The following is a 21,177-nucleotide window of genomic DNA, read 5'->3' as shown; positions in this document are numbered from 1 at the left end:
TATCAGTTCAGTGACCATACTATACTGGCTTCTTTGCCGGGCCGCCCGCCGTGCCCGATTATTGCGGATGACACATGCACACAACCACACCAGCCCCAGCATTGGCCACGCCCGTGCCGGCGGCGCCCTCGCTTCCTAGTTCCCAACAACAATCCGGTCTGGCCATGCACATTCTGGGCGCCGTCGCCTTCGTGCATTTGCTCAATGACTTGATCCAGGCATTATTGCCGTCGATTTATCCGATGCTGAAAGCCGAGTTTTCACTCAGCTTTACCCAGGTCGGCCTTATAACCCTGACGTTCCAGTGCACGGCATCGTTGCTGCAGCCCTGGATCGGCTTGTACACGGACCGCCGTCCGCTGCCGTTCCTGTTGCCTGTCGGCATGTGTTTTACCCTGGCCGGCGTGCTGATGCTGTCCATCGTCTCGACCTTCCCGACCCTGTTGATCGCGTCGGGCCTGATCGGCGTCGGTTCGTCGACTTTCCACCCGGAAGCGTCGCGCGTGGCCCGCATGGCGTCGGGCGGACGCTATGGCTTTGCCCAGTCGCTGTTCCAGGTGGGCGGCAACGTCGGCTCCGCCCTGGGTCCGTTGCTGGCGGCCGCCGTCATCGTGAATCGCGGGCAGGGCAATATCGCCTGGTTCAGCTTGCTTGCCGTGCTGGCCATCGGCGTGCTGTACAAGGTCAGCCACTGGTATAGCGGCCACCTGGCCAGCTTCAAGCCGAAGGCGGGCGGCCATGGACCGAACTTGTCGCGCAACAAGGTGATGGGTGCCCTGGGCGTGCTGGCCTTGCTGGTGTTCTCGAAATACATCTACATGGCCAGCCTGTCGAGCTATTACACGTTTTATTTGATCGACAAGTTCCACCTGTCGATCGGCGCGGCGCAACTGTACCTGTTCCTCTTCCTCGCCGCCGTGGCGGCCGGCACCTTCATGGGCGGCCCCATCGGCGACCGCATCGGCCGCAAGCGCGTGATCTGGATTTCCATCCTGGGCGCCGCGCCATTTACCCTGCTGCTGCCGTATGTCGACCTGTTCTGGACGGCTGTATTGACGGTGATCATCGGTTTCGTCATTTCTTCCGCGTTTTCCGCCATCGTTGTGTTTGCGCAAGAATTGGTGCCGGGCAAGGTGGGCATGATCGCGGGGATCTTCTTTGGCCTGATGTTCGGCGTGTCCGGCATCGCCGCCGCAGCCATGGGCCACCTGGCCGACGTGTCGGGCATCGCCTATGTGTATAAAATCTGCTCCTACCTGCCGCTGCTGGGCATCCTGACGGTGCTGCTGCCGCATATCGAGCAGGCGAAAAAATAAGCGCGCATTGCGGGAGGGCTTGACGGCCCGCCCGCGTGCATGCGATATTCTCATCATGATTTCCTCCATCTTCCCTCCAGTCCTTGCATACCGCCGCGCCGCCGCTGCGCTGTGTCCGTGTACCTGGCTTCGTGAGGATGCGGCCCGGCGCCGTTAAACTTTTACTCCTCATTCCGATGGCCACAGTGTTGAAAAACCTGTGGCCATTTTCTTTTTCCGCAACGCGCATGAAAGCCCCGCATGACACTTCATTTGTACGATACGTATAGCCGCAGCCTGCGTCCGTTCGATCCCATCGCCCCGGGCCAGGCGGGCCTGTACGCCTGCGGCCCCACCGTCTACGACTACGCGCACATCGGCAACCTGCGCACCTATCTGTTTGTCGACGGCTTGCGCCGTGCGCTCGAATTCAACGGTTTGCGGGTGCGCCACGTGATGAATATCACGGACGTGGGCCATCTGACGTCGGATGCGGACAGCGGCGACGACAAGATCGAGGCCCGCAGCGCCCGCAGCGGCAAGTCCGCCTGGGATATCGCCGCCGAATTCACCCGCGCGTTCGAGGGGGATCTGCGCCAGCTCAATATCCTGCCGCCCACCGTCTGGTGCCGCGCCACCGACCATATCGCGGAGCAGATCGCATTCATCCTCGACCTGGAAGCGAAGGGTTATACCTACCGCACGGACGACGGCATCTATTTCGATACGACGCGCCAGGACAGCTATGGGAAACTGGCACGCCTGAACCGCGACGGCCTGCAGGCAGGGAAGAGGGTAGACCTGGGCGAGAAGCGCGATATCTGCGACTTCGCGCTGTGGAAGTTCAGCGGCGTGCCGGGCCAGCGCCAGATGGAATGGGACAGTCCGTGGGGCCTGGGTTTCCCTGGCTGGCATATCGAATGCTCGGCCATGGCGGAAAAACACCTGGGCAGCTATTTCGACATCCATTGCGGCGGCGAAGACCACGTGGCCGTGCACCACAGCAACGAGATCGCGCAAACGGAAGCGCGCCATGGCACGCGCCTGGCCAACTTCTGGCTGCATGGTGCCTTCCTGAAAACGCAGGACGCGAAGATGTCGAAGTCGTCGGGTGACTTTTTACGTTTGCACAGCCTGGTGGAGCAGGGCGTCGATCCGCTGGCCTACCGCTACCTGTGCCTGGGCGCCCACTACCGCAGCAGCCTCAATTTCACCGACGAGGCCTTGCGCGCCGCCGCCAGCGGCCTGGCGCGCTTGCGCTCTACCGTGCATGGCCTGGGTGCTGCGGACGGCGAGGCCGATCCCGCGTGGCATGAGCGCTTCATGAGCTGCATCAACGATGACTTGAATTACCCGCGCGCGCTGGCCGTGGCCTGGGAGCTGCTGAAAAGCGAGATGCCCGACGCCGTGAAAAAGGCCACGATGGCCCGCTTCGATACGGTCCTGGGGCTCGATCTGCTGGCCTGGCAGCCGGCGCAGGTGGAAGTGCCGCAGCAGGTGCAGGCGTGGATGGCGGAACGGGCGGCTGCCCGCGCGCAGCGCCAGTGGGCCGAGGCGGACCGTTTGCGCGCACTGGCGCGCGCGGCCGGCTATGAGATCGACGATACGCCGCAGGGGCAACGGGCGCGGCCTTTGTGAAGATGTCCTGCATAATGGCCGTCTGATGAAACTGGAGATGCCGTGAAGCGTCGTTTGCTGCTATTGAGTTGTTGCCTTGCCTTGTCTAACTCCGTCCAGGCGGCCAGCGCCTGCCCCGGTTTTCCCGCGCTGGCTACATCGAGCGAGGCGCTGCTGGCGCAAGTGCGCGCGCTGCCGCCCGTCGGCGTCGACCGCGAACAGCAGGCGTGTGCGCCGGCGACGGTCATCGATTTCGCCTACAGCGGCGGGGTGCTGTGCAGTTTTGGTGGTGAGGTCGAGGCGGCGACGGCCGCCATCACGCGCCTGGCGGACGGCGGCGAACTGGTCGAGTACCTGTATCTGTTCCCGTATGCGCCGGCCTCGCACGCGCGCCTGCTGGTGCTGCTGGCCGCGCGTTTTAATCAAGTCGACAAGGCGGCTTGGCCCGGCTTCCTGCAAGGTGCGACGCCAGGCAAGGAAACCACGGCCCTGTTCACCTACGGCGCTTACTATATTTCGCTGGGCAAGCCCACCGAAGGCGATCCGGCTGAATGGTATTCGAATGTGATCTTTGAAAAGGTGGATAAACCTGCGCTGGGCGTGCGTAAAGTGTGCCAGGAGGAGCGCGATGCTTGAAGCAGGCGCCTTTCCGGCGGCATTGGCCGGCACTGTGGCGCAGCTGCTGCCCGCGCTGGGGAGTAGCCAGGCACACCCGCCATTTGCCGTATGCCAGGATGGAGAGGCCTTGCTGATCCCGATGCGCACGTATTACGACCGCCAGCGATTGCTGGCCTGTACGCAGCTGCCCGGCGACGCGGGCGTGATCGCCCTGTGCCTGGGCACGCGCCATCACGATGGCCATCTGCGCGAAGCGTGTTTAAAACAGCTGTTGCTGCAGGAGCGGGCGTGGACGGTGCCGTTCGTCGTGCACCTGTGCGGTGAATACGTGCTGGAGATCGTCGAGAGAATCGGGGCGGCGCTGCCGGCCTGGAATGCGCAGGCGCTGGCGTGCTACCTGCGGGAGAACCCCGCGTATGTGGATACGCTGGAGCGGCGCGCCGTCAGCTACTGGAACTGCTACTACCGCCATCAATATCCCGTGTGGGACGGTTATCCGGGACGCAGGGCCATGGCGGCCCTGCGGGCATTACAGCGGCTTACGCCTCGATAAAGCGCATCTTGAAGCTGCGGCCCTTGATGTTGCCGAAGTCGCGGCCCAGCGTATTGCCCGCGTTCAGGCGCTTGAAGGCCGCTTCGGCCACCTTGCGGTCGAGCGCCACGTAGGTCATGAACTCGAACACGTTGATCTTGCCCACTTGCTCCTTGGTGAGGCCCGCGTCGCCCGTCAGCGCGCCCAGCAGGTCGCCCGGGCGCAGCTTGTCCTTCTTGCCGCCCATGATGCACAGGGTGACCATCGGCGCCGGCAGCGCCTCCATCCCGTCATCTTCCGCCAGTTCCTTCAGGTCGTGCCATTCGGCGGCGCTGTTCTGGTATTGCTCGATCAGCTTGACCCATTTTTTCTCGTTCGGCGCGCACAGCGACAGGGCCAGACCCTTCTTGCTGCCGCGGCCAGTGCGGCCGATGCGGTGGATGTGCACTTCCGTGTCCTTCGACACGTCGACGTTGATCACGGCGCCCAGGTCGGAAATATCGAGGCCGCGCGCGGCGACGTCGGTGGCCACCAGCACGGAGCAGCTGCGGTTGGCGAACAGCACGAGGATTTCGTCGCGCTCGCGCTGTTCCAGCTCGCCGTACAGGGCCAGCGCGGAAAAGCCCTGCTGGCGCAGTTCCTCGGCCAGTTCGCGGCAATGCACCTTGGTATTGCAGAAGGCCAGGGTCGATTCCGGCTTGAAGTGTTTCAACAGCTTGCCGACGGCGCCATTGCGCTCGTCGAAGCCGATTTCATAGAAGCGCTGCTCGATCTTGTCGTTGTCGTGCTGCGCCTCGACCGTCACTTCCAGCGGATTGACGAGGAACGATGCCGTGGCGCGCCGGATGTCTTCCGGATACGTGGCCGAGAACAGCAGGGTCTGGCGGCGCGCCGGGCAGGCGCTGACGATGCCGGCGATTTCCTCGTAAAAGCCCATGTCCGTCATGCGGTCCGCTTCATCGAGCACCAGCGTCTGCACGTGATTCAGGTTGATGGTGCCGCGGCCCAGGTGGTCGCGCAGGCGGCCCGGCGTGCCGACGACGATGTGGGCGCCGTGTTCCAGCGAAGCGATTTGCGGGCGCATCGGCGCGCCGCCCGTCAGGGTCAGGATCTTGATGTTGCCGGCCGCGCGGGCCAGGCGGCGCAATTCATTGGCCACCTGGTCGGCCAGTTCGCGCGTGGGGCACAGCACCAGGCCTTGCACGGCAAACCAGGCCGGATTGAGCTTGTGCAGGATGCCGATGCCGAAGGCGGCCGTCTTGCCGCTGCCCGTTTTCGCCTGGGCGATCAGGTCGCGGCCATCGAGCACCGCCGGCAGGCTTTGCGCCTGGATGGTGGTCATCTCGTGGTAGCCGAGCGAGTCCAGGTTGGCCAGGAAGGCGGGCGTCAGCGGCAGGCTGGCAAAGGAAGTGGTAGTGTCGGTGGTGGTGTTCATAGGGGCGGAGCCGGTAAAAAGCGGGTGGATGGGCACAGTCTACAGGCGTTCTACGCCCTTGTGCGGATGGTGGTGTGGAAGCCGGCGGCAAACGGCCGCCGGCATGGGGTGTTAATTGTCGGGCGCCCAGATGGGCAAGCCGGTCAGATCGAGGCCGGCGTCGCGCGTCCATACGGGCAGGCCCGTGGCATCGGTCGGCTCCAGCAATTCGAGCTGCACCTGCTTCAAGGCCACCTTGCGCGCGCGCGTGCGGCGCTGCGGTTCCGGCGCCGGCTCTGGCGCCTCGGGCGCTGGCGGCGGGCCGAAGCCGGGCAAGTCGATGGTGGCGTTATCTTTTTTATCTCTCATTTGCTAACCTCTGTCCCTGGCTTGCGATGGCCAGGGGGCGGGCAAGGTGCTGCCCGCCTATGTCTATACGCTTTAACTTCATCCACAAAACAAAAGCCCGGCTACTGGAGTCGGGCTCATTGTTGGGATAACCTGCAGGAAAACTTGTCCTGCGGATTTAAGTGCGGCACGCAGTGTATCACAGGCGTGCCGCACTGTGTGGGGCTTAGCGGAAGCTCAGCGCACCTGTCAGGTCGCCTGGCGGCAGCGCGCCGCGTGACGCGAACGCGTCGTTGCGCACCTTCAAGCCTTCGAGCAGCGGCAAGTCGTGCAGGCGCGTGATCAGGCGCAGGATCGATGTCGTGTCATAAAAACTGTGGTCGACGGCGCTTTTCTTCGCGTACGGAGAGACGACGATGGCGGGAATGCGCGTGCCCGGGCCCCAGCGGTCGCCTTTTGGCGGCGCCACGTGGTCCCACCAGCCGCCGTTTTCGTCAAACGTGATCACCACGATCATGTCTTTCCACTGCGGCGATTCCTTCAGATGCTGGATGACGTTGGCCACGTGCTGGTCGCCCGATTCGATATCCGAATAACCGGCATGCAGGTTCAGATTGCCCTGCGGCTTGTAGAAGGTCACGGCCGGTAGCTTGCCCGCCACGGCGGCGGCGAGGAATTTGTTCGAAATCGGGCTGTCGCCCGTGCCGCCGTCGCGCAGGTGTTCGGCGCGCGCGGCCGTGCCGGGGGCGAACTGCTTGAAATAGTTCAGCGGCTGGTGGTGGAACTGGAAGTTCGGCTTGCTGCCGCCGCCCTTGTGGTCGAGCGCCGCTTGCCAGCCGCCGCCATACCACGCCCAGCTGACGCCCTTGCGCGACAGCAGGTCGCCGATGGTGTCGTAGGTTTGCGGCGGCAGGGTATTCGCGTCGGCCGGGTCGGCATGCAGCGGGTCGCCGTCGAAGGCCGGGCGGATGTAGCTCGGTTGATATGGCGGCGCCATGGTGTTGACGGCATAGCCGTCCGGCGTGAGGGCGCCGTCGTTCACGTATTTCGGCTTGCCGTCCAGCGCGGAGGCGGGGCAGTCGGGCGAGATGGCCAGGCGCACGCCTTGCGGGCCGTCGGACAGCACGGCGATCTTTTTCTTCGCCGCCGTCTCGGAAGCATTGAAATATTCGTTGGCGCGGCCCGTGACGAGGAACTGGTGGTTCATGTAGGAGCCGCCGAAGGCCGCCATGAAGAAGTTGTCGCACAAGGTGTACTGTTCGGCGATCTGCCACAGGTTCAGGTTTTTCGACGTTTCGCCGTAGTGGCCCATCACCAGGCCGCCGCTGTCGGCCCACGCGGCAAAGCCGTCGTTCTTGCCGCCGTTGATCTGCATCTGATTGTTATAGAAACGGTGCACGAGGTCGCGCGTGATGATGCTCTCGGGCAGGGGCTTGCCGGCCGCGTCGCTCAATTTGTAGGGCGCGTTGGGCAGGCCGGAAATCTGGTCTTCCTTGATCAGGTAATCGACGCCGCCGATATTCTGCTGGTTCGGCACCAGGCCGCCCCAGATCTTCGGCAGGGTGGCCAGCGGTTTGCCGTCGCGGTCCAGCTGCTGCGCCTGTTCGGCCGTGACGGCGGACAGGGGCGCGCTGGTGCCGGGGAAGTTGGCGAACAGGTTGTTGAAACTGCGGTTTTCCAGGTAGATCACGACCACGTTCTTGACGTGCGCCTTGAGTTTCGCGTCGAGCGAACCCTTGGCGATGGTCTTCCTGGCTGGCGCGGCGTCGGCCAGCGCGGGCAGGCTGGCGGCCAGGCCGACTGCGGAAGCGGCCTGGAAAATGCGCCGGCGCGAGGGATTGGCGGGTTGGTCGGCCGGATCGGCTGGCAGGGCGGGGGCGAGGTCCTTCACACATTCTCCTTGGGTGGCACGGGCCATGGTCTGTGCCCGTGAAGCGGAAAATTGTATCACCGGCCCCTCGATAGTGTGAAATATTCGCCCCCCTTCAGCGCATCAGAACTGGTAGCGCACGGTTAAAGCCACCTTGCGCGCCGGGCCATGCATGCCAGACAACCACCAGTCCGACACGGAAGCCGTGTACTGCTTGTCGAACAGGTTGGCCACGTTGACGGTGGCCGACAGCTTGTCGCTGACGTCGTAGCGCGCCATCAGGCTGGCCACCGAGTACGCCTTCTGTTCCCAGTGCAGGATGCGCTCGACCTGCCACGCATCGATGTCGGAATACACGCGGCTTTGCCAGTTCATGCCGCCGCCCACCGTCAGGCGCTTGAATTCGCCGGGCAGGCGGTAAGTGGTCCACAGTTTCACCAGGTGGCGCGGGAAGGTGGTCAGGATGGTCTTGCCCGTATTGTCTTCCGTCTGGCTGTACGACCACGAGGCCGAGATGTTCCAGTCCGGCGTCAGTGCGCCCGTCGCTTCCAGATCCACGCCCTGGGTCCTGGCGCCCTTGATGGCGCGGTTGGCGGAAATCTTTGTGCCAGGCACGTAATAACCTGGATCCGATTCGGCCAGGTTGCTCTGGCGGATCTGGTACAGCGCGGCAGCCGTGTTCAGGCGGCCATCGAACCAGCCGCTCTTGACGCCCGCTTCCAGGGTCTTGCCTTCGCGCGGCGCCAGCAGCTTGCCATAGCGGTCCTGCGATGCTTGCGGCTGATAGATGGTGGAATAACTGGCGTAGGCGCTGTGCGTGCCGTCGATGTCGAACACCAGGCCGCCATATGGCGTGAAGACGCGGCTCTCCGAGGCTGGCGATGTACTGTAAAACTGGTCGGAAGGCACGCCAAAAATGTAATTCTCGCTGTAGCGCAGCACCTTGGCGCCAGCGATCAGTTTCAGGCGCTCGGAGAGATGGAGGCGCGTGGCGGCATACGCGCTGGCCTGGCGGCGCGTGCTGTCGTAGGGAGTGCTGGTGCTGCCAAACACGGGCGTCGCCGTGCGATTCCAGCGGTACAGGTTGACAGGCGTGCGCTCGATGCCATTGTCGAAACGTGCATCCGTCGTGCTTTGAAATTCGTTGTAGTCCATGCCCAGCACCAGTTCGTGCTGGCGGCCGAATGCGCTGAACGGTCCGCGCACGTTGACGTCCACGCTGTTGACCTGGAGTTGGTAGTCGCGGTAGTCGGCGTTCAGGCGCAGGCCATCGCCCGTGGCCTGGTCGGGCAAGCCGCCGCTGACGTTCAGGTAGACGGAGCGCTCTTCCTGCGACGACTGCACGCGGTTGGCCGAGATTTTCAGCTTCCAGTCGTTCGCCAGCGTGTGTTCCACAGTGGCGAAGACGTCGGTCGAATTGGTGTCGAAGCGATTCGACGTGGCCGCCGGGCTGAAGGAACGGGGCAGGTTCGTCATGCTGCCATTGTTGTAGAACAGGGGAAAGCCCAGGTAGGACAGGGATCCGTTCGAGCGCTTGCGCTGGTGCGTGACGCCGGCCGTCAGTTTCGTGTCGGCGGACAGCTCCGCCTCGAGCACGCCGTAGACCACTTTCTTGTCGCGGCTGTAGCCGTCGACGATGCTGTCGCCTTCCTCGTACACTGTCACCAGGCGGCCGCGCACCGTGCCCGCGTCGTTGAGCGGGCCGGCAACGTCGGCCATGGCGCGCCGCTCATCGTGGGAACCCAGCTCGCCCTCGACGGAGGCCTGGAATTGCGCCGTCGGCTTCTTGCGCACCATGTTGATGGCGCCCGAGGCATCGCCCGCGCCCGTCATCAGGCCCGAGGCGCCGCGCAGCACTTCGATGCGGTCGTACAGCGCCATGTCGGCCAGGCTTTGCGACGGTATTGCATCGAGGCCCAGGTTTTCCGAATGCGTGCTGACGCCATCGAGCTGGTAATTGGTGATCGAATAGCCGCGCGAAGTAAAGCCCGTGCGTTCGCTGCCCAGCGAATACAGCGTGATGCCCGGCGTTTGCGCCATCACTTGCGCAATCGTGCTCAAGCCCTGGTCCTGCATGCGCTGCTGCGTGATGACGCTGACCGACTGCGGCGTTTCCCGGATCGACAGGCCCAGTGGCGTGGCCGTGGCGATCGGCAGGGTGGAGACATACGCGCCCGAGCCTTCGGTGGCATCCTGCTGCGCCTTGACCGACACTTCCGGCATCATCGACAGCGCTTCGCCACCCGCCGCGGCATCGGCCGGGCGCAGCACATAGCTGCCGTTGGCGCTGCGCTCGGCCTTCAGGCCCGTGCCGCGCAGCACGCCGTTCAGGGCGGCCAGCACGTCGTGGCGGCCGCTCAAGCCGGCCGACGTCTTGCCGCGCGTCTGCTCCGGCGTGAAGCTGAGGATGACCCGCGACTGGCTGGCGACCTGGCGCAGCGCCGTCGCCAGGTCGCCGGCCGGCACCTGGAAGTCGAGGCTGGCCGCTGGCGCTGCTGCGCTTTCCTGCGCCAGGGCTGGCGCCTGGGCGTTCAGCAGCAGGGCCGAACCGATGAAGACGAGTTGGATGGCATACGCCATGCGCTTGATGCGCGGCTTGGAGTGAATGGCAAGAGACATGGTTACCTTGTGGTGTAGTCGTCAAAAAGGACGTTGCCTACACAGGTCACGCGAGAAGCGAAAGCGGGTACCTTTTTTTGCGTCGGCCTCAAAATAAATGGTCAGCGCTGCTGGCGCGCTTCCACCTGCACCCAGTAGCGCGTGCGCAGGCGCACGTCTACCGGCAGGGAGTCGGGCAGCGACAGCAGCACGGCGTCCAGGTCGGCCAGCGGGAAGACGCCGGAAATGCGCAGGCCGGCGACGGCGTCGTCGCAGCCTAGCAAGCCGTGGCGGTGGCGGCTCAGTTCATGCAGGAAGTCGCGCAGCGGCATGGCGTCGGCCAGCAGCAAGCCCTGGCGCCAGGCCCAGATGTCGGGCGAAACGGCGTGCGCGGGCAAGACCTGCTGCGCCGTCATGCCGCCGCCCTGGCCAGCGCGGAGGAGCAGATTGCCATCGCCCTGGCGCGGCAGCAGCCGGACGGCGCCTTCTTCGACGGCGACCTCGGTGCTGCCGTCCGCCTGGCGCACCGAGTAGCGCGTGCCCAGCGCCTGCGCGCGGCCATGCGCGGTTTCGACGAGGAAGGGGCGGTAGGGCACGCCCGTTTCGCGGGCGGTGGCGATGAAGACTTCGCCCTGCACCAGCTGCAGCAGGCGCTGCGTGCCCGTGTAGCGGATGTTGACGGCGCTGCCGCTGTTCAGGTGCAAGCGGGTGCCGTCGGGCAGGGGCAGCTCGCGGCGTTCGCCCACGCCAGTGGACAGGTCGGCCAGCGCGGCGCGGGTAAAGTCGGGCGCGTATTCCGAGCGCGCGCCGAACCAGCCCGTGAGGCCGATGGTCGATGCCCACGCCAGCAACCGCAGGCTGCTGCGCCGCGAGACCGGGAGCGCGGTGGGACGTTGCAGCAGCGCCTTACGGCTGGCCTGCGCATCGAGTTCCCGCAAGCCGCCGCTGACGCTTTCGATGTGCTGCCACGCGCGTTCGTGGTCGGGATGCGCCTGGCGCCACTGTTGCCAGGCCGTTTTTTCCGCCGGCGTGGTGGCACCGCTCATCAGGGTGGCCAGCCATTCGGCCGCCTGCATGGCGATGGCCAGGTCGATGGGCTGGCCCTGGGCGTAGACGGTGGCGCCGCGCATGTCAGGGCACGGCAAAATCGGGCACGGCAAAAAAGCACAGCAGGTTGGCCTTGCTCAGGTATTTTTTGACGGAATGCGTGGTGGTATCCAGTTCGGCGGCGATTTCGGCATAGGTCATGCCGTCCAGGTGGGCCAGCAGGAAGGCGGCCCTGGCCTTGGCGGAAAGCTGGTCCAGCGCGCGGTCGACCAGTTGCAGCGATTCGAGCAGGAGGGACATCGCTTCCGGCGACGGCGTGCAGGCATGCGGCTGGTGCAGCAGGGCGTCGAGGTAGGCCCGTTCGAGCGCTTCGCGCCGGCAGTGGTTGGCCAGCAGGCGTTTGGCGATGGTAGCCAGGAAAGGGCGCGGCTGCGCGATCCCGGCACTGCTGCGCGCAACGAAGATCTTCAGGAAGGTATCCTGCGCCAGGTCGCCCGCCAGCCCGGCATCGTGCAGGCGGCGCTTCAGCCAGTGCAGCAGCCAGGAATGGTGCTCGGCATACAGCGACTGGAAATCGGACGGCGGGGAAGGGGCGGACAGCATGCGTACGGGATGGCTTAATCTAAATGAGAATTGTTCTCATAATAGCGTAGCGGCGCCCGCCAGGCAATCGGGAAAACGCGGCGTTGCTGAAATGCGACTGCGCGCCAAGTCGTGTGCGGCGGCGGATTTGCGCCCGCGCACGGCAGATGTAAAAGTTTCCTTGGCGCAAGCTTTCATGTGAGAAAATGCGGGCTGTCGATGTGGTGCGGAGCGAAAAATGATGTGGATGGTTGGCGGTGCCCTGGTTCTCCTGGTCGCCCGATTCTTATGGTTGGCCTTTTTCCACCGGGTCAACGCGATGTCGCGCCAGGCGGAACTGATGAACTGGCTCGACATCGGCCGGGTGTCGAATGCCGATGGCGGCAAGGATATTCTGTTGGCGAGAAATGAGCGCGGTGCCCGGATCGACTGGCGCACGGGCGAGGTCTGGCTGATGAATCCCAAGGTGGCCGAGCCGTTTGCCGATTTCCTCGCCGTCGAGCGCTGGCTGACCCTGCGCGACATGCCGCCGGCGGACAAGCCGGCCGCAGCCGCGCCTGCACCTGCGGAGCCGGAACCCGAAGCGGCGCCGGACGCCGGCCCCGTGCGCGATACCTTGCCGGCCTTCCAGCAAAAGGTCGATGCGTGCCTGGCCAAGGCGGAAGGCGGCCAGGAATTACTGGAAACGAAGCAGGCGTTCGAGGCGGGCAGCGAGCCTTACCTCGAAGCGTCGACGGAATTGAGCAAGGCCGCGCTGGAACTGGAAGTGTCGCCGGCGATGGTGGCCACGTTTCATATCAGCGCCTTTGCCGCGCTGGCCGAAACGGCGGGAGCCGACAAGCTGGAGCGGGTGGCGGCCAGCCTGCATGCGGCGGCCAGGCAGATCAGGGCCAGCGTCGCCGCGTGAGCGGGCCAGGCCTGGAATGAAAAAACCGCTGAATCCCTTGCAGGAATCAGCGGTTTTTATGTATTGGTTGCGGGGACAGGATTTGAACCTGTGACCTTCGGGTTATGAGCCCGACGAGCTGCCAGACTGCTCCACCCCGCAGGCGAATTATAACCGAGTTTGTTGCATTGCGAAAGAGCGGAGCGCAACCGGGGGCATTTGGCTTGCATGATGGTCGCGGGCATAGCGCGCCGCCATGGAAAAAGCCGCTGATCCCTTTGCAGGAATCAGCGGCTTTCAAATATTGGTTGCGGGGACAGGATTTGAACCTGTGACCTTCGGGTTATGAGCCCGACGAGCTGCCAGACTGCTCCACCCCGCAGGCGAATTATAGCGGGGTTTGCTGCAATGCGCAATGGCCGGGTTTCAGACCCTCGATTATGCCGCCGCCAGGCGCCACAGCGACGTGACTTCCCGCGAGCGGGCCGCGTGCAGGCTGTCCGTCGCATCCTGTGCGCGCGGGTGCGTGGGTTTCACGTCCAGGCGGTCGACGACTTTCAAGCCCGCTTGCGCTATCCATTCGAGCAATTGCGCGCGCGGGCGCAAGCCCAGGTGCTCGGCCAGGTCGGACAAAATCAGCCAGCCTTCGCCGCTTGGCTCCAGGTGGTCGGCCAGGCCGGCGAGGAAACCGCGCAGCATGCGGCTGTCCGGATCGTAGACGGCATATTCGATCGGCGAACTTGGGCGGGCCGGCAGCCAGGGCGGATTGCACACGACGAGTGGCGCGCGGCCGGCGGGGAACAGGTCGGCCTGCACGACGTCGACCTTGCCCTGCAAATCGAGGCGGGCCAGGTTCTCGCGTGCGCAGGACAGGGCGCGCGGGTCCTGGTCGGTGGCGACGATGCGTTCGATGCCGCGCTGCGCCAGCACGGCGGCCAGCACGCCCGTGCCCGTGCCGATATCGAAGGCCAGCTTGGCGCGCGCGGGCAGCGGCGCTTCCGCCACCAGGCCCACGTACTCGCCGCGGATGGGCGCGAACACGCCGTAATGCGGATGGATGCGCTGGCCCAGGGCCGGCAGTTCCACGCCCGTGCGGCGCCATTCGTGCGCGCCGATCAGGCCCAGCAGCTCGCGCAAGGAGGCGACGAACGGCTCTTCGCCGCGGCCATACGCTTCATTGCAAGCCAGTTTCACGTCCGGCGCGCGGCGCAGCGGAATCGTGTAGTCGGCGTCGAAAGGCAGCAGCAGCATGGCCAGAGTGCGGGCGCGCTGCGACTGGGCCTGGCGGTGCAAGTGGAAGGCTTCCGTGGCAGTCGGTTCGGGTTTCGCCAGCTTGGCGGCCTTGGCTTTCTTGCTTGGCTTGTCGTTCTTGTGGTCGGTGCGCCGCGCCAGCGCTTGCAGCAACTGGCGCGCGTTCTGGAAGTCGCCGCGCCACAGCATGGCCGTGCCTTCGCAGGCCAGGCGGTAAGCCTGGTCGGCCGTCGTGCGGTCGTCGGCGATGACGACGCGCTTGGGCGGCGGCATGCCGCTTTCCGAGCGCCAGCGGGCCGAATGCTCGGCGCCGTTTTCGCTCCAGTGGATGTGCGGGTGGACGGTAGGTGAAGATGTGTCGGACATGGGATTCAATCGATAGAAGGGGGCGCGCGGCATGGTCGCCTGCGCAGGCCGTCTTCCATTATACGTTGCCGGCCGTGCTGCTAGCGGTGTCCGTGCCATAGGCGAGGGCCAGCGCGCGGGCGCGCGCCTGCTCCTCCGGCGTGGTTGCCACGGCTTGCCTGCCGACTTTGGCGGTCTCGGTGGCATGCTCCGGCTGCACCAGCTTGAGCAAACGCAAGCTCAGGCTGCCCGCCAGGTCGCCATCCTTGCCGCTGGCGCTGGCGCCATCGGACGTGCCCTGATAGAGATTGCTTTGCAATTGCTGGCCCAGCAGCTTGAACAGGTCATGCAGATCGCCGCCGAAGTGCGTGGCGGGCAACTCCCTGGCGGGCGGGCTGGCGTCGTCGGCGGAGCTGGCTTCTTCGCCGGCTTCTTCGTCTGTTTCTTGCGTTTGCTCAAGGACGCCCGCGCTGATGTTCGATTGATATTGCACTTCCACTTCGAAGTCGAAGGTCTGGCCATCGGCCGTCGTGATCTTGCCCTTGCCGATGAAATGCGCGTTTTCATCGAGGCTGAAGGCGGCCGCGCGGTTGCTGCCGTTGGCGCCCGAGACGCTGGCGCTGCCACTGCTGAAGCTGGAACCGGCCTGCAGGTCGACGGAATCGAAGGCGACCGTGGCGCCGTCGCCGAACAGCTGGCGCGTCATGGTGGAGAGGAAATCCTGCGCCACGTCGACGGTGGCGTTGCCCAGCGCATCGGTCCGTTGCGACAATCCCTTGGCCGACAGGTCAAGGCCATTTTTCGACAGCGCCACCACGTCTTGCGCCGTGCGCTGCATCAGGGGCGAAGCGGCCAGGCCGGACGCGCCGGCGCCCGCTTTTGGCGGCGCCTGTCCTGCCAGGGGATTGGCGGCGGGCTGGCGCGAGCCGGAAAGGAGGGCGGGGAGCTGGGACATGGTCGGTTCAAATGGGGAAGATAGGCGAATTAACGGCAATATCGCCCCATTCTTTAACCATTAGTGGTGGTGCGACCAGCTACCGTCTGCCGATTCCAGGTAGGACTTGACGGCATCGGCCTGGCCCGTGGCGTGACGCTTGAGTTCGCCACATGCGCAAATGCCCTGATACGGCTGGATATGCGAGCAGGCGGAGACTTTTTGCAGGTAAACCTGCATGGATTTGTGACATTTTACGCACTTGAAGGTGAGGCTGCGGGCGGCTTTCATGGGGTTCCTTGAACTGTTGCGGGGCGTAGAGTTCGTCTACGCGAAGGCGGCGATTTTAACGCACTCCGGCCATGGTTACACGTTGTTGCATCTGCGCCACGCGCACGTCAACTGAATCCGCGCCGTGACGTTGAACGTATATAGGAGGTCGTCTGACCGCCATTGAAGAGGTAGCACCATGGACAAGCGTGACAAGGAAAAGCCTGTACAGCCCGCCAAGGAGCTGGTGAGAAAATGGTTGAAAGCGGAGCTGGAACAGCGCCGGCCCCCGCCCGACCCCGAGCAGATCCGCCGCGAACTGGGCTGGGATTTGCTCAGACTGGGACGCGAACCGCTAGCTCGATGACGCCTTTGCCACGCCCTTAGAGCCTATCCCGGTAGATGAATACATCCCCTGCTGGCGCCCCTCAGAAGCGGGGACGGCGTTGCTCGTCGTCGCGTGGCTCGCCACGCGTCCTCCTCACGCCTTGTCCGCGCTCCAGATGCGCTGCCAGCAGAAGACGCTCCCTACCGGGATAAGCTCTTAGCGCACCGTCAGCACGCTCTTGCCGCCGGACCCAGGCTGCACGAGGATGCGGGTGGCGATGCGCTCCGTCATTTCCTGCACGTGCGAGATGACGCCCACCTTGCGGCCCATCGCTTGCAAGCCGTCGAGCGCATCCATGGCCACGCGCAGGGTTTCCGTGTCCAGGCTGCCGAAGCCCTCGTCGATGAACAGCGATTCCACGCGCACCCGGTTCGAGGATAGCGAGGCCAGGCCCAGCGCCAGCGCCAGCGAGACGAGGAACGATTCGCCGCCAGACAGCGAATGCACGGAGCGCAGTTCGCCGCCCATGTCCTGGTCGCGCACCATCAGGCCCAGCGACGGGTTGTTCGGGTTGTCGATGCGTTCGAGCTGGTAGCGGCGCGCCAGGTGGGCCAGGTGCGCGTTGGCATAGCCGAGCAGCACTTCCAGCGTGAATTGCTGCGCGTAATTGCGGAATTTCTTGCCGTCGGCCGAGCCGATCAGTTCATTCAGGCTGGCCCAGCGCCGCTCGATGAGGGCTTGCGCCTCGATCTGCGCCAGCATCGCTTGCGCGCTGTGGCGCCTGGCGTCGTCCTGCGCGATGGCCAGGCGCAGCCGCGTCGCTTCCTGGTTGGCCGCCTGGCGCTCGGCGCCCAGCGCGTCGAGCGCCGCCTGCAGCATGGCCTCGTCCATTTCCAGTGCTTCCGGCGGCTGCTGCACATGCGCGGCCAGTTGCTGCCGGCGCTCGGCCAGCACGGAAACGGCCGCCGTGTGGCGGTCGGCGATCACTTGCAGGGCATCGCGCTCGGCGCGCATGGCGTCCATGGAGATGGCCAGGCGCGCGCGCAGCTCGTCGAGCGTGGCGGGCGCGTGGCCGGAGTGACGCTGCCGGAATTGCTGCAGCCAGTCGTGCAGGGCGACGGTCGCGGCGTGTTCCTGTTCGCGCAGGGCGGCCAGGCGCTGCGCCAGCTGCGCGCACGCTTCGTCGAGGCGCGTGCGCTGCGCGCTGGCCGCGTGGGCTGCCGCCTGCTGCTGCGCCAACTGGTCTTTGGCCTGCGCGATGGCCGCCGTGAGGCTGCGTTCCACCTCGGCCACGCTCTGCCCCTGCCACAGCGCGTTGCGCTCCGCTTGCAGTGCCGTGAGTTGTTTATCGGCGGCGGCAAAGGCGGCGTGGGATTCCTGCGCCGCTTGCCGCGCCTTGCCGGCCGCCAGCTGCGCCGCTTCCAGCTGCGCGGCCAGGGTCGCCAGCGCGTGGCCGCGCTGGTCCTGGTCCGCCTGCTGTTTCAGCCATTGCCGGCTTTCCGTTTCGCGCGCCGCGCGGAAGGCGGCGGGGCCGGCGCGCCAGCTGTCTTTCCAGCCTTCGGCGTCTTCCACGTCGGCAAACGCGGCATCGAGCTGCGCCAGCAAGCCGTCAAGCGCGCCGCGCGACGTTTCCGCCTTGTCCAGACTGGCCGCCTGCTGTGCCTGCAATTGCGCCAGACGCGTCTGCGTTTCGGCGACGGCGCTAGTGCAGCGCGCGTGTTCGGCGCCGGCCAGTTCGTGCGCCGCCTGCGCCTGCTCACGCCGCGCGCCGGCCTGGCGCAGCGCCGCCTCCTGCTGCGCCAGCGCTTGCAGGGCTGCTACATTGGCCGTCAGCTGCTGCGCGAACCAGTCCGCGCGCTGGTTTGCCGGCGGCAGTTGCAGGGTGTCCGCATGCGGCTGCCATTGCGCGTTCAAGCTATCGATGGCGGGCGGCAGGATGGCCAGTTCCGCATCCGTCTGCGCCTGTTCTCGCGCGGTCGCGGCCAGCGCCGCCTTGTGCGTGGTCAGCCGTTCCAGATTGCTGCGCGCCTGCGCGCGGCAAGCCAGTACCTCATCCTGCAAGCTGGCCAGCATCGCCTGCAGGGCGTCGTCGGCGTGGGTGTACGGGTGTTCCAGCGCGCCGCAGACGGGGCAGGGCTGCTCGTCCTGCAAGGTGGCGCGCAGTTGCTCCACGCTGGCCGCGCATGCCGCTTCCGCCCTTTTCAAGGATTTTTCCGCCTGCGCCAGGCCCGCTTCCAGCAGCGCCGTTTGTGCCGCCTGTGCCGCCAGGGCCGTCGTTTCCGTTTGCGCGGCTTGCGCCAGTTGCGCCGCCCTCGCTTGTCCGTGCGCCAGCTCCTGCTGCTTGCGCGCCAGTTCCGTCCACGTCTTTTCCGCCGCATTCAACTGGCGCGCATGGTCTTCCAGCTGGCCGCGCTGTTGCTGCAGCAGCTGTCCATCGATGGCTTGCACGGCGCACTGCGCCTCGCGCCGCTGCGCATCGTGCGCGGCGAGCGTGGCGGCGGCCGCCGTCAACGCGGCCTGTGCCTCCTGGCCCGCGGCGCCTGCCGCGCGCACCAGCTGCGCCGCGTCGGCCGCCCTGGCGTCGGCAGCATCGGCTTGCGCGGCCGCCTGGCCGGCCTGGGCGAACAACTGGTCCGACAATTGCCATGACGCGGCCAGCGCTTGCCAGTGCTGGTGCGACGCCAGCCACAGGCGGCCCGTTTCCTGCTCCGCCTGCATGGCGTGCTGGTGCTGCTGCAGCTCGTGCAAGGTGGCGCGCGCCGTTTCGTTGGCCTGGTCGGCCGCCAGTGCGCCATCCTGCGCCTGGCGGTGGGCAGGCAAGTGTGCCGCAATGCCGGCATCGAGCGCCTTGGCTTGATCGAGCCGGGGCGCCGCGTCGCGCTGCGCCGTTTCCCTGGCTTGCAAGGCCGCCGTCGCCAGTTGCACGCTGGCGGTCAGCTGCGTTTCGCTGGTCACGGCTTGCGCCGTCTGCGCGCGCGACGCTTCCAGCGCGGCACCGGTGCCGGCGATGTCGTTCGCCAGGCGCGCCACGTCGTCGATGAGGGGTCGCGCCGGCTGCAGCAATTCCCACTGCGCCAGCGCCGCGCGGCGTCCTTCGGACGCGGTGCGTTCGGTGTCCGCGCTATCGAGCGTCTCTTGCGCCGCCGTTATCTGGCTTTGCAGCTTGTGCGTCTCCTGGTGCCAGCGCTGCTGCAGCTCCAGCACCGCCTTGCGCAAGTCGATGGTTTGCAGGGCGGTGTCGGCCGCGCCGCACAGCGCCTCGGTCTCGGCCCGCTCTTCCGGCGACAGGGGCCGCTGGTCGGCCAGTTTTTCGCCCAGGCGTTCGAGGACCAGCTTTTCCTTTTTTGCCCGCTCGAAGGCGCGCATGGAAATGTCGGTATAGATGCTGCTGCCCGTCAAGGTTTCCAGCAACTCGCCCCGTTCATTGTCTTCCGTCTTGAGGAAGGTGGAAAACTCGTTTTGCGCCAGCAGTACGGCGCGCGTGAACTGGTCGAACGACAGGCCGATGCGCTTTTCGATTTCTTCCTTGACTTCCGTCTTGGTGCCGCCGATGGGCTGCAGCGCTGGCAGCTGGTGCAAGCTCATGGCGGTCGCCTGCAATGCCCCTTCGGCCCGGGTACGCGAGCGGCGCACGCTCCAGCGCGCGCGATAGCTGGCACCGTCGTTGCCGACGAAGTCCACTTGCGCGTAACCGTCCGGCGTGCCGCGGCGCAGCAGGGTGCGCGTATCCTGGGCGTTGACGGTTTCCTTGCCCACGTCGGGCAGGGCGCTGCCCCGGCCCAGCACCTTCAGCAAGCGCGGCGTGGCGTCGTACAGGGCCAGGCAAAGGGCGTCGAGCAGGGTGCTCTTGCCCGCGCCCGTGGGGCCGCTGATGGCAAACAGGCCGGAAGACGCCAGCGGTTCCTGCTGGAAGTCGACTTCAAATTCGCCGGCCAGCGAGGCCAGGTTCTTGCCGCTGATTTTCAGTATTTTCATGGTTCTTCAGGTACCGTCAGGCGCCGGGCAGCAGCAGTTCGGCCAGGGCCGACAGTTGTTCGGGCGGCGCGGGCCGGCCGTATTTTTGCAGGTACAGGCGTCGGAAGATGTCGTCGGGCTGCAGCTGGCTCAATTGGTCCAGCGTCATGTTGTCGGGCGCGCTGCTGCGCGCGGCGCTCGACGTTTCGATCTTCGCCAGGCGCACGGGCTTGCCGTCGAGCGCCGTTTCGATGCGCGTGCGCAGGCCCGGTTCCGGCGCATCGAGGCGCACGCGCACTTCCAGGAAGGGCTGCGCTTCCGGTGCGGCGGCGGGTACGTCGAGGGCGGCCAGCTGCGCCAGCACCTCGTCGATCGGCGCCGGTGTGGCGGGCACGCGCAAGAGGGGCACGGCGCGCGGCACCTCGATGGTGCGCACGTCCTTCAGCTGTTCGCCGTCGATGTCCAGGCACAGCACCTGGTGGCGGTAGTGCACTTCCGCAAACGACAGGGGAATCGGGCTGCCGCAATAGCGGATATGCTCCTGGCCGCCCACGGCCTGCGCCTTGTGCAGATGGCCCAGCGCCGCATAGGCGATGGCCGTATCGAAAATCCCCGAGGGCAGCATTTCCGTGCCGCCGATGACGATGCGGCGCTCGGAATCGTTCGACATTTCGCCGCCCACCATGTGGCAGTGGCCCATGGCTAGGATGGCTTGCCCGGGCTGGCGGCGCGCCAGCGCCAGGTCTGTCAATTGCCGGTACAGCAGGGCGATGCCGCCCAGGTAGGCGTCCTGGGTATCGCCGGCCGGCAGTTTCGGCACGTCGCCGGGACGCAGGAAGGGCACGGCCAGGCACCAGGCTTGCACTTGCCCATCGGCGCCCGTCAAAGGCAACAGCAGGCGCTCCAGGTCGATCTGGCCATCTTCGTCGCGCAGCAGATGGCCGATCACGTGCGTGCCGTGTGCGGCCAGCAGGGGGCCGGGCGCTTCGAGCCGGCCGGCCGAATCGTGGTTGCCGGCGACGACGACCAGCTGCAGCGCGGGCAGGCGCGCGCGCGCCTGCTGCAGGAAGACGTACAGCTGCTTTTGCGAGGCGGCCGACGGGTTGGCGTTGTCGAACACGTCGCCGGCCACTAGCAGCACGTCGACCTTTTCGGCCACGAGCGTGTCGAGCAGCCAGTCGAGGAAGCGCTGGTGTTCGTAGCCCCGCTCGTAATTGTGCAGGGTCTGGCCCAGATGCCAGTCGGAAGTGTGCAGCAGGCGCATGGTGGGCCAAGGGTAGGGAAGACA

At 65.8% G+C, this 21,177-nt stretch carries 17 protein-coding genes and 2 tRNA genes; 6 read left to right on the top strand and 13 right to left on the bottom strand.

The features are described from left to right. The first annotated feature begins 74 nt into the window (after nucleotides 1-74). The 4 genes from NCG91_RS26225 to NCG91_RS26210 all read left to right on the top strand — a co-directional run bounded on the left by NCG91_RS26225 (nucleotide 75) and on the right by NCG91_RS26210 (nucleotide 4,083). Nucleotides 75-1,316: an MFS transporter gene (locus NCG91_RS26225; RefSeq protein WP_099664734.1), complete on the top strand. Its 1,242-nt coding sequence runs from the start codon at nucleotides 75-77 to the stop codon at nucleotides 1,314-1,316. A 240-nt stretch (nucleotides 1,317-1,556) separates the two neighbouring features. After that, a complete protein-coding gene (cysS, locus tag NCG91_RS26220; protein ID WP_251351824.1) occupies nucleotides 1,557-2,933 on the top strand; it encodes a cysteine--tRNA ligase in 1,377 nt (458 codons plus the stop codon). 81 nt (nucleotides 2,934-3,014) lie between these two features. Then, nucleotides 3,015-3,548 carry a hypothetical protein gene (locus NCG91_RS26215; RefSeq protein ID WP_251351823.1) on the top strand — a complete coding sequence of 178 codons (534 nt, stop codon included), beginning with the start codon at nucleotides 3,015-3,017 and terminating at the stop codon, nucleotides 3,546-3,548. Then, nucleotides 3,541-4,083, top strand: coding sequence for a hypothetical protein (locus NCG91_RS26210; protein WP_251351822.1), 543 nt, complete (start codon nucleotides 3,541-3,543; stop codon nucleotides 4,081-4,083). Before NCG91_RS26215 ends, NCG91_RS26210 begins: the two co-directional genes overlap by 8 nt. Here the strand turns inward: NCG91_RS26210 and dbpA are convergent. The 6 genes from dbpA to NCG91_RS26180 form a co-directional block, all read right to left on the bottom strand. Continuing rightward, complete coding sequence (dbpA, locus tag NCG91_RS26205; protein WP_092610179.1) at nucleotides 4,070-5,497, bottom strand: ATP-dependent RNA helicase DbpA; 1,428 nt, start codon at nucleotides 5,495-5,497, stop codon at nucleotides 4,070-4,072. The genes NCG91_RS26210 and dbpA overlap by 14 nt on opposite strands. Nucleotides 5,498-5,608: 111 nt before the next feature. Then, nucleotides 5,609-5,845: a hypothetical protein gene (locus tag NCG91_RS26200; RefSeq protein ID WP_251351821.1), complete on the bottom strand. Its 237-nt coding sequence runs from the start codon at nucleotides 5,843-5,845 to the stop codon at nucleotides 5,609-5,611. Nucleotides 5,846-6,050: 205 nt separating this feature from the next. Beyond that, complete coding sequence (locus NCG91_RS26195; protein WP_251351820.1) at nucleotides 6,051-7,742, bottom strand: acid phosphatase; 1,692 nt, start codon at nucleotides 7,740-7,742, stop codon at nucleotides 6,051-6,053. A gap of 75 nt (nucleotides 7,743-7,817) precedes the next feature. Further along, nucleotides 7,818-10,313: a TonB-dependent siderophore receptor gene (locus NCG91_RS26190; protein ID WP_251351819.1), complete on the bottom strand. Its 2,496-nt coding sequence runs from the start codon at nucleotides 10,311-10,313 to the stop codon at nucleotides 7,818-7,820. 101 nt (nucleotides 10,314-10,414) lie between these two features. After that, entirely contained in the window at nucleotides 10,415-11,422 is a 1,008-nt protein-coding gene (locus NCG91_RS26185; protein WP_251351818.1) for a FecR domain-containing protein, read from the bottom strand. Between the two features lies 1 nt (nucleotide 11,423). Next, nucleotides 11,424-11,942, bottom strand: coding sequence for a sigma-70 family RNA polymerase sigma factor (locus tag NCG91_RS26180; RefSeq protein ID WP_251351817.1), 519 nt, complete (start codon nucleotides 11,940-11,942; stop codon nucleotides 11,424-11,426). A gap of 271 nt (nucleotides 11,943-12,213) precedes the next feature. On the opposite strand from NCG91_RS26180, the gene NCG91_RS26175 reads away from it, so the two are divergent. Then, nucleotides 12,214-12,828, top strand: a complete 615-nt coding sequence (locus NCG91_RS26175; RefSeq protein ID WP_251351816.1) for a hypothetical protein — start codon at nucleotides 12,214-12,216, stop codon at nucleotides 12,826-12,828. 64 nt (nucleotides 12,829-12,892) lie between these two features. Here the strand turns inward: NCG91_RS26175 and NCG91_RS26170 are convergent. From NCG91_RS26170 to NCG91_RS26150, 5 genes are all read right to left on the bottom strand, one after another. Then, nucleotides 12,893-12,969: transfer RNA gene (locus NCG91_RS26170), tRNA-Met, on the bottom strand. 143 nt (nucleotides 12,970-13,112) lie between these two features. Next, nucleotides 13,113-13,189 (bottom strand) — tRNA-Met (locus NCG91_RS26165). 56 nt (nucleotides 13,190-13,245) lie between these two features. Continuing rightward, nucleotides 13,246-14,424 carry a methyltransferase gene (locus NCG91_RS26160; RefSeq protein WP_251351815.1) on the bottom strand — a complete coding sequence of 393 codons (1,179 nt, stop codon included), beginning with the start codon at nucleotides 14,422-14,424 and terminating at the stop codon, nucleotides 13,246-13,248. 58 nt (nucleotides 14,425-14,482) lie between these two features. Next, nucleotides 14,483-15,358 (bottom strand): hypothetical protein, encoded by an 876-nt coding sequence (locus NCG91_RS26155; protein WP_251351814.1) that lies wholly within the window; start codon nucleotides 15,356-15,358, stop codon nucleotides 14,483-14,485. A gap of 60 nt (nucleotides 15,359-15,418) precedes the next feature. Further along, a complete protein-coding gene (locus NCG91_RS26150) occupies nucleotides 15,419-15,628 on the bottom strand; it encodes a hypothetical protein (protein ID WP_034755039.1) in 210 nt (69 codons plus the stop codon). Between the two features lie 178 nt (nucleotides 15,629-15,806). Here NCG91_RS26150 and NCG91_RS26145 point away from each other — a divergent pair, with 178 nt between their 5' ends. Beyond that, nucleotides 15,807-15,974: a hypothetical protein gene (locus tag NCG91_RS26145; RefSeq protein WP_171984974.1), complete on the top strand. Its 168-nt coding sequence runs from the start codon at nucleotides 15,807-15,809 to the stop codon at nucleotides 15,972-15,974. Between the two features lie 177 nt (nucleotides 15,975-16,151). On the opposite strand, the gene NCG91_RS26140 is transcribed toward NCG91_RS26145, so the two are convergent. Together NCG91_RS26140 and NCG91_RS26135 are read right to left on the bottom strand one after the other, a co-directional pair. Further along, nucleotides 16,152-19,910 (bottom strand): AAA family ATPase, encoded by a 3,759-nt coding sequence (locus NCG91_RS26140; RefSeq protein ID WP_251351813.1) that lies wholly within the window; start codon nucleotides 19,908-19,910, stop codon nucleotides 16,152-16,154. A 16-nt stretch (nucleotides 19,911-19,926) separates the two neighbouring features. Then, the gene (locus NCG91_RS26135; RefSeq protein ID WP_251351812.1) at nucleotides 19,927-21,153 is read right to left on the bottom strand and encodes an exonuclease SbcCD subunit D C-terminal domain-containing protein; all 1,227 of its coding nucleotides are present in this window, start codon (nucleotides 21,151-21,153) and stop codon (nucleotides 19,927-19,929) included. Between the last annotated feature and the right edge of the window lie 24 nt (nucleotides 21,154-21,177).

The sequence above is a fragment of the Janthinobacterium kumbetense genome, assembly GCF_023703445.1.
Classification (GTDB): domain Bacteria; phylum Pseudomonadota; class Gammaproteobacteria; order Burkholderiales; family Burkholderiaceae_D; genus Janthinobacterium; species Janthinobacterium kumbetense.
Note: the sequence above shows the minus strand (reverse complement) of the source record. Positions and strands in the feature narration are given on the sequence as shown.

What these genes read in the sequence shown, in the direction of transcription:
- NCG91_RS26225 (WP_099664734.1), top strand. Translation starts at nt 75, where the DNA reads ATGCACACAACCACACCAGCCCCAGCATTGGCCACGCCCGTGCCGGCG.
- NCG91_RS26195 (WP_251351820.1), bottom strand. Translation starts at nt 7,742, where the DNA reads ATGGCCCGTGCCACCCAAGGAGAATGTGTGAAGGACCTCGCCCCCGCC.
- NCG91_RS26145 (WP_171984974.1), top strand. Translation starts at nt 15,807, where the DNA reads ATGGACAAGCGTGACAAGGAAAAGCCTGTACAGCCCGCCAAGGAGCTG.
- NCG91_RS26200 (WP_251351821.1), bottom strand. Translation starts at nt 5,845, where the DNA reads ATGAGAGATAAAAAAGATAACGCCACCATCGACTTGCCCGGCTTCGGC.
- cysS (WP_251351824.1), top strand. Translation starts at nt 1,557, where the DNA reads ATGACACTTCATTTGTACGATACGTATAGCCGCAGCCTGCGTCCGTTC.
- NCG91_RS26180 (WP_251351817.1), bottom strand. Translation starts at nt 11,942, where the DNA reads ATGCTGTCCGCCCCTTCCCCGCCGTCCGATTTCCAGTCGCTGTATGCC.
- NCG91_RS26210 (WP_251351822.1), top strand. Translation starts at nt 3,541, where the DNA reads ATGCTTGAAGCAGGCGCCTTTCCGGCGGCATTGGCCGGCACTGTGGCG.
- NCG91_RS26160 (WP_251351815.1), bottom strand. Translation starts at nt 14,424, where the DNA reads ATGTCCGACACATCTTCACCTACCGTCCACCCGCACATCCACTGGAGC.
- NCG91_RS26185 (WP_251351818.1), bottom strand. Translation starts at nt 11,422, where the DNA reads ATGCGCGGCGCCACCGTCTACGCCCAGGGCCAGCCCATCGACCTGGCC.
- NCG91_RS26190 (WP_251351819.1), bottom strand. Translation starts at nt 10,313, where the DNA reads ATGTCTCTTGCCATTCACTCCAAGCCGCGCATCAAGCGCATGGCGTAT.
- NCG91_RS26140 (WP_251351813.1), bottom strand. Translation starts at nt 19,910, where the DNA reads ATGAAAATACTGAAAATCAGCGGCAAGAACCTGGCCTCGCTGGCCGGC.
- NCG91_RS26155 (WP_251351814.1), bottom strand. Translation starts at nt 15,358, where the DNA reads ATGTCCCAGCTCCCCGCCCTCCTTTCCGGCTCGCGCCAGCCCGCCGCC.
- NCG91_RS26135 (WP_251351812.1), bottom strand. Translation starts at nt 21,153, where the DNA reads ATGCGCCTGCTGCACACTTCCGACTGGCATCTGGGCCAGACCCTGCAC.
- NCG91_RS26150 (WP_034755039.1), bottom strand. Translation starts at nt 15,628, where the DNA reads ATGAAAGCCGCCCGCAGCCTCACCTTCAAGTGCGTAAAATGTCACAAA.
- dbpA (WP_092610179.1), bottom strand. Translation starts at nt 5,497, where the DNA reads ATGAACACCACCACCGACACTACCACTTCCTTTGCCAGCCTGCCGCTG.